The sequence below is a fragment of the Salinibacter pepae genome, assembly GCF_947077775.1.
GTDB lineage: Bacteria > Bacteroidota > Rhodothermia > Rhodothermales > Salinibacteraceae > Salinibacter > Salinibacter pepae.
On record NZ_CAMTTE010000001.1, the window covers coordinates 2,054,325 to 2,067,379 of the forward strand.

Sequence of the window (13,055 nt, forward strand, 5' to 3'; positions counted from 1 at the left end):
TGATCCCCCCAGGGGGAATTTTGTTATACTAGAAGTGGACATATTCCAGAAAACATCAGGGTGCATCCAAAAACCGCTCCGGTTTTTGCTTCGCAACCCAACAGGTTTTGGCCCGTCTCGGAGTTTCCTCCCCCGCCCACACTCTGAGTCGGGCCATTTCTGTGTCTCCGGCCGACATCGAAACGCCTCGGCCGGTAGGGGGGCGACACGGCCGCTGGCACAGCGCCCCTACCCGAGCTTCTCTCTGGCTCTCGCTCGGAGAATGTCCCGCTGACGCGACGGCGAGATTGGCTCCTCGATCGCCACGTCTACGAAAAACACCCTCGGAAGTGCGTGTAGCGCACCGGGAGCGTCGTCCGGCACCCGTCTCAGCTCGGAGTCCAGGATCTGCCGGCCCGCAATGCGGCCGGTGTCCCGTCTCCGGAAGCGGCGTGCCAGATCAGCCCGGCTCTGCACCACCTCGGGATGGATGCGGCCCTCCTTCAGACGACAATGGACCCGAAGCCCGCGCGGCATCTTGTCGCGAGGAACGTAATCGGTGCTCCTGCCCAGCGAACCGGCGCCCCCCGACGGACCCGCATTCTCCGAAGAACGTCCCCGTGTCGGGCGGCGGCGGGCGTAGTGAACGAAGACATCTTCCGGCTTCTCCTGACACAAGAGCCGCCAGCCGCAGCAGGCCGTCTCGGGAACGGAAAACTCCCCGACCGGATCGCGGCCGGTTTCGGCAACCCATTCCCAGTACCGTGCCCATCGCTTCCGTCTTTTCTCGGGGGAAAACCGCTCGCGGACGCTTCTGTGGCGGTCGCTTCCCCACTTTGGGGCGCGCCTCAAGGCCTGTGCCCCGTGCTCATCCACCGTGTAGAAGCGCTCGACGAGCGCCCCGTTCGTCACCGTGACCCGACTTTCGATGGACCGGCGCTCCCAGGTGCCCGACGCCTCGTGGCGCAGCGGCACTGAGATGTTTGCGATCCGGGAGCCCTCCTCGGGCCGCTCCTTCTCCCACGTGTCTCCGTCTTCCAGGGCCCTGACCGCCTTCTGCGGAAGCCTCGAAAGCACAGCCTCTCGGCGTTCAATGTCCACAGGCATGCCGGTCGCGTTCATGGCTCTAGACGGGGCCCCAAGGATTTGCGGGCCCAAGAAGCATTCCAGGGACACAATCCGGCCCCCAGATGATCCGCGAAAAGGGGCTCGTTCAGACTGGGCCGGCCCCAGGAGAGGCCATCTGTTCGCGGACGCACGGAGTAGACCGGAGAGGCGGCCTTCTCGGTGGGACACAGCAGGCCAGGACCTGGTGGGGACTTAGAGCGTGACAGAGATCGCTGATTGATTGCCATTCGAACCCAGGAGTGCCGTTGAAAAAGATCCGTCTTGACCGCACTGGTGGAAGCCGCAGCGGCAGCGTCCGCCATGGTTTGCCTGCATGGTTTGCCTGTCGGAACCCGATTTGACTCCTCTCTGCGCGCAGGGAAAAAAGAGATAACGCCTCCGTCACGCTGAGGGGGTGATCTCCTGGAGGCGTAATTCCGTATAGCATAAAAATACAGTTGCACACAGCTCTTGGCATCTACTCCCTCGTCTCCGTCGCCCCAAGCTCCACTCTCCTGCTGGAAATAGGTCCTGACACGTCTCAGGGGCTTCCCGCCTCTTTTCTGGGGCCCGTCTTTCCTGCAGGAGGGCCCGCCTGCAGTGCAAGGCAAAATGACTCCCAGTGGTTGCATGGTGCTGAACACCGGCACGACCGAGCCGAGAGCCCCCGCACAGCTGCTTCTTGACCTCTTCTCGACGCAAACGGGAACCATGCAACGGCAAACAGGGCCGGTCCAGATCATCCTCGTTTCGCTGCTCCTCCTTGCGGCCCTGCTGGGGGCGTCGGTCCTAGTCGTTTCCCCTGTGACCGAGCCGGTTCAGGCACCGGATCGGGGCGGCAGCGGTGTCGTCCCGGACACAGGATCCACCAGTCAAGAGCCGGTTGAGTCCCCGACGGTGGCACTCGATATCGAGACGCGAGGGGGGACGTCCCTGACAAAAGCGAAGGCAAGCCTCGTCGTCCTCCCGGGGACTACGGAAAGCGGGGGCCCCAAGCTCTCTCTGTTGACGGTGTCGACGTCTCCGGACAGTGCGTTTGACGCCGGGCGGCTCTCTCTCGTCTTCGCCAACGGGGAGCGCGAGACGCAGGATCTGAAGCAGATTGTCGCCAAAAACGAAGGGGGCGCGGCCGTGCGGCTGCACTGGATGGGCCTTTCGGACGAGCGGCTCCGCCGAATTGCGGGTTCCAGGGCGCTTCGCCTGGAGGGTGGGGGAGCCGTGCTCGACCTCTCGGAGAGTTCGATTCCGGCGCAGGCACGGGCCCTGCTGAAAACGCGCTGACCGGCCCCGCTTGTATTCGAGGCGGTCGTTGCCTCCCGGACCCCGAGGCCACAACGGTCGCGGTGCGCCGTCCCGGCGTGGACGCCGACGGCGAGGGGGCGAGCCCTCCCCCTCAACGGTCCCGCGGCTGCACGGAAGACGTCGAGCCGGCCCCCGCACGACCCGGTGCCGAGCCCCCAGTGAAGGGGCGTCGTGGACTGCAAGCGAAGAGCCCCCCTCCGGGCCGGTCCGCGCAGTGCAGGCGGGTGGACATCTGGGGCCGGGACCGAGTATCCAATCCCGTGGCAATGCGTTTCTGTGTCTTCACAGCCTCACACAGCCGATGTTTGACGAAGAGCACTTTCCCCGAGAGTACGAGTGCGAAGGCTGCTCCACAACCGCCACGGTTACGCACGAGGACGTGCAGGACGTGCCGTCCTTCCTTGCGGCCACGACCGTGGCGGAGGCGGTCGAGTACGTGATGACTGAACGCCGTCGGTGGTCGCTCCAGTCGTTCGAAGGGGCGTTCTGCCCCGCCTGTACGGAGGAGACAGACTGAGGCAAACGGACCGGCCTGTCCGGTTCGATCTACTGGGAGAGGCGGAGGCGTTGACCGGGAACGGGGGTTCTGTGCTGGCAGGGGGACTGGGGACCCGAACGGCCAGGGGCTGCTTGCGCCCCCATTTCCCGCTTGTCGCTCCTCCATTCATCGCACAACCCGGCCGGTTCGTCGACGCTTCCTGAACGCTCCGGCGGGCCCTGCGTGCGTCTTCACGTGACGACATGACGTTGGGAACGACATTGAATCGACACTCGCTTTCTGCTCCATGCACCGACGTAGGTCTTCTCGATCCCGTGGCTCACAAATCCGCCTCCTGCTTGCCTCTCTTCTCTTGCTCGGTGCAGGGGCGCTGTTCACTGCCCCGCCCGCAGCTGGGCAGGAGGGGCTGGCCCGCCCGCCCGCGGCCGACTCGGTACCGGCCGTCTCCGGCCAGGTGAATCTACGGGGCACGGTCGGCATTCCGCGGGGAGGCCTCCGCAACAACATTAGCGGTGTGGGCGGGGGACTCCACGGCTACATCGGCGGCTGGATCGGCCGGCGTCCTCTTCTGGTCGGGCTGGACCTCGGCATCCTCAACTATGGGCGCACCACCGATCAGGTGCCGTTCAGCCGCACGGTCGGCCCGCGCGTGCCGGTGGAGGTTTCCACGAACAACAACGTGGTGGAAACGCACCTTTCGCTGCGGCTTCAGCCCCGGACGGGACGCTTTCGGCCCTACGTGGAAGGGCTGGCGGGCTTCAAGTACCTGTTTACCCGCACCACCGTCGGGGACGATGACTTCGGCGATGATGAGCTCGGGGATGACATTGCCGGGTCCACCAACTACGACGACTTCGCCCTCAGCGGCGGGGCCGGGGCCGGAATCGACGTCCGCGTTTACCAGCAGCGGGAGCCGGGGAAAACCCTGAGGGCCGTAGACGTGCACCTCGGCGTGCAGTACCTGCTGGGCCAGGAGGCGGAGTACCTCGCAGAGGGAGAGCTCACCGACGAGAACGAGAATGGCCAGCTCGACCGGAGCGAGCTGGACGTCCGCCGCTCACGGACAACCTTCCTACAGCCCCAGTTCGGCGTGACCTTCCGGCTGGCGGACACCGATTAGGAGTCGCGTCCGGATTGAAGGGAACGACCGGAGTAGGGGGGCCGGGGAGCAAGCCGTCCCCACGTCGAACGTTGCGTCTGCCGCTCCCGCCGGCTTTTACCCCTGTGGGCTCGGCACCCATCGAAGCGACGCCGGGGCCGTGGTGCAACGTCTTCCGTAGACGTGCGGGAGCGGGGGCGGCGACGTTGGGGCATGGCGGGACGACCAAATAAGTCGACAGGCCCAACGAAGACAGCCAGCAGAGCCATGCGTGCAGACGACATGCCGGCAACGTACCGCACCTCAAGGCTTCAGCGAGGTCTTTCCGTCCTGTCCGTTGGGGCCCTCCTCCTTCTCGCGGTGCTGGAGGCAACCGACGGGGGCCCGCTTCTGGAACTCTCCCTGGTCAACGTGATGCTCACGGGCGCTACGCTTCTCGCGGCGGCCGGCTATGGGCTTCGGGCCACCGTCCAGGTATCGGAAACGGCGGTTCGAAAAACACGGCCCCTCTGGACGGACAATGTCCTTCGCTTCGAGGACATCCAACGGCTCCACCTGCCCGTAACCACCGAGGCGCTCTGGCTCTACACCGAGCCGAACGGAAGCCCGGATCTGAGCATCGAGGCGCAGTCGTTTGGGCGGTTCGGGTCCCTGGCCCGCCGGGTGCTCCGGCGGTTGCCCCAGCACACAGAGAGCCAAGATCCGGCCGGTCGAGTCGAGGGGTACCGGCGGGGCGGAGACGCCACAGGGGAAAACCAGACGGACGACGGATAGGCGGGGCGACCGCTAGACGTAGGTGGGGAAGAAGACGCCGACAGGGAAGAGGACGCGGACGGTCTGGTCGGATGGCCTGTCACGCCGGCGTCCTGCGTTCTCGCCCGTTGGTTGTCCCCTTGGAATGCAGACACGTCCGACACGCGCAGTCTCCTTCCCTCGCGGACGGGGCCTCTGTCTCGTCGGGGCCGTCCTGCTCGTGTCCGTCGGCGGACCTGTCCCCGTGGCGGAACGGCCTCCCACAGGCCCGGCGCCCCTTCGGAGAGACGATCCCCGAAGGTGTCGAATCGGCTGAGTCCGAATTCGCCACGCACAGTCAGGGGAAGCCGTTACCGTCCCTCGTGGTCCTCTGCCATCAGGTATCCTTCGAGCCAGGCTTCGATCTCCGCCGGGCCGTCGAATTGGCACTCGTCCGGTGGGGGCTGATCTTCTCGAAACGCGTGCCATCCGCTGTCGAAGGCCTCGCGCAAGTTCGGGCGGTCGTAAGGATTTGACTCTTCGTGGAGGCTTGATTCTTCGATGCGACTGCCTTCAGGCTTGGCGTAGAACGACGCGGATTGCGGTCTCTCCCTGAGCAACCCGGCCACCGGAAAGCAGGGGTGGGAAGGGGAGCAGAGCCGATCTCCCTTCCTGCCGCATGGGCCTCGCCGAGCGTCGCTGCCGGATCAGGAAGCCACTGCATAGACGCGTGTGGGCCAACAGTCTAACGTCTTTTGGGCACGTTCATATTTTCTTTACTTGTAGCGAGTCCCCTCCGGAGTGGTGGGGCATGGGTCGTGTCTAGGGGGGCGATCGGTAGGCCTCTTGAAGCGGGCTGGAGGTCCCCAAGCGCACCGCTCCCGCAGGTCCCCGCAGTGGACGCCGCCCTGCTCCCCCATCGAAATTCGCGCTCAGCGCACGAAGCGCTGCCCCTGCGGGCACGGGGGCGCCTGCACGCGGGGGCCTGCTCACAGCGTGCACTCGCTCTCGCCAGGCCGGGCCGGACCCTGATCCGGCCGAAGGTAGCGCTGGGCTGCCTCCAGCATGAGGGGCACGTCAAAGTAAAAGGGGCTGGAGGACCCGTCCCGTCGACGCTTCAGTTCAGGCACAATTTCCCGGCCCACGAAGTCCTGCAGGAACGCCGCCCCGAGTGAGTCGCGGACCCTCGTCGCCAGCAGCAGAACGAGTGCCTTTTCGCTCAACCCGTACGTCTGCTCCGACGTCTCGGCCAGTGGCGCGATGGCCTCGGAGCGGGGGTTGTAGTAGTAGATGGAGGACACGTCCGGGTGCGACGCACGAACAAACCTGATGACCTCTCGTGCGGGCGCCGGGGTGAATGGCAGCAGCGCCTTGGCAATCTCCAGGGAAGACTGCAGCTTGAGGAGGCCGTTTGGGGAGTAGTACCCGTCGGCCCCGCCGAAGACCGTCTCGATGCCCTTGTCGTACATCTCGCGCGAGAAGCCCTTCTTCAGGTACGCCCCTTCTGCGAACCGGGCCATGGCGTTGGCCCGACGGAACAGCGAGGCGTCCTGGGTGCCGCAGGCAATCTTGCGGACGGTATGCGGCATCTGGTTCAAGACCCACGTGTTTTCGGAGAGCGTCTGGGTGCCGTAGTTGTAGTAGTTCTTGACGACAAATCGGCGGTCGGTTGCCCAGTACCCGTGCCTGAGGTACGCGTCGAGCACTTTGGTGGCCATCCTGCGGTGCTCGGGGTTGCCCCACCGCTCGTACGCCTCCCAGAGCGCGTCGGCGAGGAGGCCCGTCTCTTTCGACCCGGACGCGTCGGGGGCAGTGCCGGGCTTGTAGCGCCACAGGACCGTGTGGCGCGCCCGCGGGTCCCCCGTGTCGACGCGAAGGAAGTGCGCCCGGATCATGCCGTAGGCGCGGTCGAACAACGAGCGATTGCCGAGGGCCACGGCCGCGCCCATCGTGTTGCCCAGGTCCACGGCGTACGCAAAGCCGTCGTCGCGGACCGGCAATCCCGTCTTGAGGCCGTCGGCGAGGCGGGCTTCGTAGCTGCTGACAAGCTGCTCCAGCTCTTCCGAGGCCGTTTCTCCATCCGAAGCGGTAGACGTGCAGCCGCCCAGGAGCCCCGCCGCACACAGCAGGACCGTTGCGGCGAGCGTCGAGGGGGGGCACGGCACGGAGGGGGCAGGCCACATGGGAAGCGAATGGCGTCAGGAAATGAAGTTGGGGGCCGATCGGTGGGGACGGTCCCCGCTGTCAGTGGACTAGACGCCACTCGCACCTGACGACCGGTTTCGTCAAGGGCGTTCGTCAAGGGCGAAGGGGACGGAGGCGGTACTGGCCGCTTGGACGTGTGCCAGCACACGCGGGGCCCCGCCTGGGAAGCGAGGCGATCGGGGTGGTGTGGAAAGAGCGACACCACGCCGCGGCCACTGCCTGCGAGAGCCCCCACTTCACAAACGGGCCCCATCGTCCCCCGGAGGCCATCCAGGCCCGACCGGGAGGGGGATGGGCACTAAAGAGGCGACCGGGCTATTTCTCCGCCGCCGCGTTCGCGTCCTCCTTACGCCCGTCGGCAGGGGCCTCGTGTGCAGTACGGACCGATTGCCTCCGTGCTGGCTTCCACATGTGCCACTGGCTCTTGATGCTGCGCATCTTTCGTAGCTTTGGGGTAAATCGGCTTAGGAATCCGTCCATGGAAGAGTGTAGTTTATGAACAGCTATGTGCCTGAGGGCTCCATCCCGGGAGGGGCCGTTCCGCAGCGCATCGCCGGTTGCGACGGCACTGGGCCCGGGACAAATCGACCCCGCCGAACGCGGGGGCACGACGGGAAGGGCGGAGGGACGGCGTCAGACCACGGCCGCCACGGCCCCCTCCTGCCGCTACGTGGAACTGCCCCGAGCACGCCTCCGCCGCGATGTCGTGTCTCCTCTGCTCTTTTGCGGGGGGGTGATCCCGCCGGACTCTCGTCCGCCCGGCGTTCCTGACCGCCAGCGGCGCTCGATGCTGTGGACCGTTTCTGGGGCAGGGGCGCTTGGCGAGAGGGCCTGTCGTGGCGAAAGGGCCCGCAGCGACCGGGAGAGTCCGCCCAGAAACTCGTTCATGTAGGCGGGCCGAGGGCGAGAAGCCTCGGGCCGCGAAGGCCGGGACGCAGAACGGGGAGACTGTCGGGGCTCGGAAATAGGCACGCGGGAGGGAAGGGAAAAGTGTGAGGAAAGGGTCCCCTGTTGAGGACCGTCGCTTGGTTCCGTCTATGTGACGACAGGCGCCCCTTCACCGTTGTCACCACCTTGTGAGAAAAGGGCTTTCGGGACCGGAGTTACCGCGGGATCCATGCTCTCTTGTTGCGTTCTCCGTCTGCTGCGCGTCCTCGATGGGCGCGTGCGATTCCGGCGGGGGCCGGACGCCCGCGAACCCCTCACGGGGGCTGCCGCTTCAAAGCACCCCGTGCCTGTGTCCGCGCCCACGCTGCCGCCCTCCGATGTCTGACTACCGCCGTGGCTTCGAGAGCCTCCGCCAAGAACTCCACGAGCCGTCCCTGCCGGTGGAGGGGGCGTGGCCGGACTGGCTGGAGGGCACCCTCATCCGCAACGGGCCGGCGCAATTCGAGGTGGGGGACGAGGACTACAACCACTGGTTCGACGGCCACGCAATGCTGCACGCATTTCGGATGCGGGACGGGATCGTGGCGTACCGCAACCGCTTCGTGCGGTCACAGAGCCGCACGGAGGCGCTGGAGCAAGGGCGAATCGCGCGGTCCGAGTTCGCGACGGACCCCTGCATGTCGCTCTTCGGGCGGGTGATGAGCGTATTCAACCCCACCCCCACGGACAACGCCAGCATCAACGTCGCCCGCCTGGACGACCAGTACGTCGCGCTGACGGCCACGCCCCTCCCCGTCGCCTTCGACCCGGAGACGCTAGAGACCGCAGGGGTGGTGGAGTACGACGACGACGTGGACGTGGACATGTCGACGCCGCACCCGCAGGTCGAACCGGACACGGGGCGCATGCTCTTCCACACGTTGTCCTTCGGGCGCCAGTGCCAGTACGGGATCTACGGCACGGCGGCAAAAAGCAAGACACGCCGCCCGGTCGCGACGCTGGACGTGGACCGGCCGAGCTACATGCACAGCTTCGGCATGTCGGAGCGTTACGTCATCCTGTCGGAGTGGCCGCTCGTGGTGAACCCGACGGACCTGCTGCTCCGGGGGCGGCCGTTCATCGAGAACTTTGCGTGGCAGCCGGAGCGGGGGACCCGGTTCCGCGTGCTCCGGAAGGCGGATGGCGCCGAGGTGGCGACCTGTGAGGCGGAGGCGGCGTTTGGCTTCCACCACGTCAATGCCTTCGAGCGGGACGGGGCGGTGGTCTGCGACATCGTCACGTACCCGGACGCGTCGGTCGTTGAGGAGCTCGCCCTCGACCGGCTGCGCAGCGACGCCCCGTCGCGCGGCAGTGGGCACCTGCGCCGTTATCGCCTGCCCCTCGACGGCGGGGCGGCCGCCTCTACGCTCCGAGGGGAGGAGCGCATCGAGCTGCCGCGCATCCACGACGGCCCGGCGACGGGCCGCCCCTACCAGTACGTCTACGGCGTGGGGACGCGGGCGGCGGGGCAGTTTACGGATCAGCTCGTGAAGACCGACGTGCCGGCGGGCACGGCGCAGACCTGGCACGAAGAGGGCACGTACCCCGGCGAGCCGGTCTTTGTAGCCGCGCCGGACGGGGCACGCGAAGACGACGGGGTGGTGCTGTCCGTGGTGCTGGACCCGGACGCCCAGCAGTCGTTCCTGCTCGTCCTCGACGCGTCCTCGTTCACGGAGCGGGCGCGGGCCGCCGTGCCCCACCCCATCCCGTTCGGGTTCCACGGGCAGTTCTTCGACTGAATGGTTTGGGGCCGAGGCCTCCAGGGCATGCGTCGGCGCACCCCTCGGTGGAACAGGCCGCGGGGGCGACGGGGACGGCCGGTCCTCGGAGAACCCCTTCCGGCCCCGTGCAGGTTTCCACCAGTCCACGTGTCCGTTGCGACCAATCTGTCCCCGGCGCCCATGGCCGACCCGCCCGACACCCTGAAGTACTTCCACAAAGAACCGGCGGTCCTGGAGCCCGTCGTGCCGGGCCGCGACCCCGACGCCCGGCGCCGGCAGGAGCGGTCCGACGTCCCGCCCGACGAGGCCATTCTGCACGGCGATCCCTTCGAGACAGAGCGAACCGAAAGCGCGACCGTCTATCGCGGGTACCTGGCGGGCACAAACCACGCGCAGGGCCGGGTCGGCCTCACTGCGCTCCGCCGCCCCGTCGAGGCGTTTGTTGGGCCGATTCTGGAGGCCCTCGGGGGCCCCTGGTGGGGGCGGAGCGGCCCGGACGAGCAGGTGGAGGCCCTCCCCCCCGACAAGGCCCGGCGCGTGCTCCAGGAGCCGGGGGCCACGCGGGTGCTCGTGACGGCGGAGTCGCCAGTGCCGGACGACGTCATCGCCGAGGCGGCCGTGCAGGAGCCGGATCGGGCCCGTCCCGCCCTGTCCGCCCTGCTGGGAGCGGCTCAGGTGGCCCTTTTCCCGGCGCCGGCCCACGACGGGCACGACTGGCGCCTCTGGTCGGCGGCCCCGATGCGCCGGCGGCTCGCGGGCGCATTTCGGAACCGCCCCGTTTCGGGAGCGCGGCGGTTTGTGATCCCCGCCGCGAAGGCGCGGTCCGAGTCCAAGTTTTACTTCGACATGTGGCGCCCCGCCGACGCCAACCTCCCGGGGTACGTCGAGGAGGTCTGAAAACGTGGGGCGAGCGCCTCCGCCCCTCAGCAGGCAGGCGCAAGAAGCGGCAGGACCGAGAGGGAGACGCGAAGGGGCAGGGCGTGAGGACGAACCCCCGTTTTCTTAGGGCACCACCATGCTGTCCCAAACGTCCCGCTCCACTTATGGAAGACGAAACGCCGGCCCCGAGTTCGATCGAGTTTGCACTGACGCTCTTCTTCGCGATCGTGACGGCCGTGGCGATTGGGGTCCAGACCCGTCCCCTTCTTGGTGGGACCGTGACGCAGGACCTCACGCGGATGTGTCTGTCCGGAGTGGCGGGAGGACTGATTGCATGGTTTCTGTGGCGGTACCGGAAGGGGGACTACACGCCGGGCCGTTGACATCTGTCGCCGGGCGCCCGTGGCACGAGAAAGCGTTTCGGGGGGCGAAGTGCGGGCCCTGGTGATCCGTGACTGGAGGGCGAACACCGCATCGGTGTCAGAAGGCCCGCCTACGGAGGCGGCTCAAGACCCGGCCGTGTCAACACCGGTGACCTCGAAGCGGGCGCCCCCGCTCTCGCTCGCAGATACCGACAGGGACCAGCCGTGGGCCTTCGCAACCTCCTGGACGATGACGAGCCCCAGTCCCGTTCCGCCGTCACGGGTGCTGTGCCCCGCTTCGAAAATCGTCTCGCGCCGGTCCGGGGGAATGCCAGGCCCGTCATCCGCGACGAAGAATCCGTCCTCGGTTCTGCCGGCCGTCACGGTCGCCGCCGCCCCGGCGTGATCGATCGCATTGCGGAGGAGGTTCTCCAGAAGCTGCTGCAGGCGGCCCTCGTGGGCCAGGAAGGCTGAAGCGCACCGGGGCGAGGAGCCGGCCTCCGTCTCGGCTGTGTTCGCAATCCTGAGGGTCGCCTCCGCCGTCCCGGCCTGCTCCCACGATGCCCGGACGGCATCCCTAAATCGAATCGCCGTCAGGTCGTCCGGCCCGAGGGTCTGTGCGCCGTGGGCCAAGGCCAGGGTGTCGGTGATGATGCCCTCCATCCGGTCCAGGGCGCGTCTGGAGATCCGCAGGTGCCTTTGCAACTTTTCCGACGTGGGCTTCTCCGGCCCGGCCCCGTCATCACCGGCCTCCTCGTCGCCAGCCTCGGGCGACGCCCCCGCCGCGTGCGCCCCTTCGTCGCCGAGAAGGCGCTGGGCCATGTGCAGGTTCATTTGGGCCGCGTTGAGTGGGTTGCGCAGGTCGTGGGTCACCAGCTCGGCAAACTGCTCGGTCCGCTCCCGAGACCGCTGCCGCTCAAGCTCGTAGCGGGCCCAGCGGGTCAGAAGCTCCACCAGCGCCTCCTCCTCGTCGCTGAACGGCTGGGCCCGAGGGGTTCGGGACGCAAAGCAAAACGTGCCGTACAGCTCGCCCTCCACCTCAATCCGAGACCCGATGTACGCCCCAAGCCCGAAGCGGTCGTAGGCCGGCTCCGCCGCCCGCCCGTCGGTGGGGGCGTTCTGGATCGACAGCAGCTCCTCCCGACGGATGGTCCGCTGGCAGTAGGCTTCCGAGAGCGGACAGGTCTTTCCGGACTGAAGAAGCGGGTGGTCTCCGGAGGCGTACAGAATTTTTTGAGTGGCTTCTTCCGGGCCTGATCCCTCCTCCGACGACGCCGGGGACACGTCTCGTCCCTCATGGGCGGCGGTGTTCGCCCCCTCGATTCGGCTTAAAAATCCGAAGGGCAGGTCCAGGTGCCGCCGGCCGAGGTCGATCAGGCGGCGGGTTTTTTCCTCAAAGGTGGCCTCTCCGTCGGCAGTAATCCGGTACATGCGTCGGAACACCGATGGCCCCTCCGGGGAGGCGTCCTCGCGTGAAGGCCGTTGCGTCTCGCCGTCTGGCATTGCGGACGTATCAGTGCGGGCAGGAAGCAGAGAGGGACGGCCGGGCCCTGGCCGTTCCACAGTATGTTAAGGAGGCGCCCGCCTGAATTCAATTGCTTCGCGTGCGTGCGGTCGCAGGGGGCGTCTTCCTGGTGTCTGTCCTTGCATTTCTCCATCATAGAAACTACCGTGGGCATACATGTTGTGAACACCCCGTCCTCCTGAAGGCCGCGCTGTCGTGGCGTGGCGGCAGGTGCGGTGCCCGTGCGCACCGCCCTGCGTCTCGGGGGAAGCCCGGTGAAATTCCGGCACTGTCGCGCAACGGTCAAAGTCCGAATGCCCGCTTGAGGAGCGACCCGACACTCAGCCCAGCCGAGATGGCCGGGCTGACCTCAGTGTCCGCCCTACGCGTCATAGGGCCGCGGTCCGCGACGTGGAGTGTATGTGACTGGCTCTGGTGGCCCGCCCCTACCGTAGCGCGGATGCGCTCGCGGTGCCGGCCTGCCGATCCACTGCACTTCTCTTGCGCTCTGCCGCCTTCGTGACGCGTCCCGGCGTCCGAAGGCTTTTTCTATGTCTCAGAGCGCGCTGTGTCGTCCCCCGTTCCGCCCTCCGGTTGTCCCGTGCGAGGCCCCCGCCGGGAGCCCCACCGTGCCCCTGCAGCCCAGCTCCGGACGTGCGGTCGTCCTCCGGCCTGCCTGTCCGGCGCCTCCCGCCCAAGCAGGGAGGCCCCACAGACGAAAGGGGGAGCGATGCCCTCT

The 13,055-nt window shown here is 67.2% G+C and carries 10 protein-coding genes and 1 riboswitch; of the genes, 7 read left to right on the forward strand and 3 right to left on the reverse strand.

Features of this window, described 5'->3' with window-relative positions; genetic code table 11:
* Positions 1-228: 228 nt before the first annotated feature.
* Positions 229-1,086, reverse strand: coding sequence for a hypothetical protein (locus OJA40_RS08660; protein ID WP_263810340.1), 858 nt, complete (start codon positions 1,084-1,086; stop codon positions 229-231).
* Between the two features lie 630 nt (positions 1,087-1,716).
* Between OJA40_RS08660 and OJA40_RS08665 the strand changes: the two genes are divergently transcribed.
* The 4 genes from OJA40_RS08665 to OJA40_RS08680 all read left to right on the forward strand — a co-directional run bounded on the left by OJA40_RS08665 (position 1,717) and on the right by OJA40_RS08680 (position 4,760).
* Positions 1,717-2,367, forward strand: coding sequence for a hypothetical protein (locus OJA40_RS08665; RefSeq protein WP_263810343.1), 651 nt, complete (start codon positions 1,717-1,719; stop codon positions 2,365-2,367).
* Positions 2,368-2,689: 322 nt separating this feature from the next.
* Entirely contained in the window at positions 2,690-2,905 is a 216-nt protein-coding gene (locus OJA40_RS08670; RefSeq protein ID WP_183990476.1) for a hypothetical protein, read from the forward strand.
* Positions 2,906-3,173: 268 nt separating this feature from the next.
* Complete coding sequence (locus OJA40_RS08675; RefSeq protein WP_263809374.1) at positions 3,174-4,007, forward strand: hypothetical protein; 834 nt, start codon at positions 3,174-3,176, stop codon at positions 4,005-4,007.
* 246 nt (positions 4,008-4,253) lie between these two features.
* Positions 4,254-4,760, forward strand: a complete 507-nt coding sequence (locus tag OJA40_RS08680) for a hypothetical protein (RefSeq protein ID WP_263810344.1) — start codon at positions 4,254-4,256, stop codon at positions 4,758-4,760.
* A gap of 947 nt (positions 4,761-5,707) precedes the next feature.
* Here the strand turns inward: OJA40_RS08680 and OJA40_RS08685 are convergent.
* Positions 5,708-6,901 (reverse strand): hypothetical protein, encoded by a 1,194-nt coding sequence (locus OJA40_RS08685; RefSeq protein ID WP_208426217.1) that lies wholly within the window; start codon positions 6,899-6,901, stop codon positions 5,708-5,710.
* 1,287 nt (positions 6,902-8,188) lie between these two features.
* Here OJA40_RS08685 and OJA40_RS08690 point away from each other — a divergent pair.
* The 3 genes from OJA40_RS08690 to OJA40_RS08700 all read left to right on the forward strand — a co-directional run bounded on the left by OJA40_RS08690 (position 8,189) and on the right by OJA40_RS08700 (position 10,833).
* Complete coding sequence (locus tag OJA40_RS08690; RefSeq protein WP_263810347.1) at positions 8,189-9,589, forward strand: carotenoid oxygenase family protein; 1,401 nt, start codon at positions 8,189-8,191, stop codon at positions 9,587-9,589.
* Between the two features lie 162 nt (positions 9,590-9,751).
* Entirely contained in the window at positions 9,752-10,468 is a 717-nt protein-coding gene (locus OJA40_RS08695) for a hypothetical protein (protein ID WP_263810348.1), read from the forward strand.
* A gap of 146 nt (positions 10,469-10,614) precedes the next feature.
* A complete protein-coding gene (locus OJA40_RS08700; protein ID WP_208426215.1) occupies positions 10,615-10,833 on the forward strand; it encodes a hypothetical protein in 219 nt (72 codons plus the stop codon).
* Between the two features lie 123 nt (positions 10,834-10,956).
* Here OJA40_RS08700 and OJA40_RS08705 read toward each other — a convergent pair whose 3' ends face one another.
* A complete protein-coding gene (locus OJA40_RS08705; RefSeq protein ID WP_263810350.1) occupies positions 10,957-12,243 on the reverse strand; it encodes a sensor histidine kinase in 1,287 nt (428 codons plus the stop codon).
* 335 nt (positions 12,244-12,578) lie between these two features.
* A riboswitch (adenosylcobalamin-variant (AdoCbl-variant) riboswitch) is annotated at positions 12,579-12,637 on the forward strand.
* Positions 12,638-13,055 lie beyond the last annotated feature (418 nt).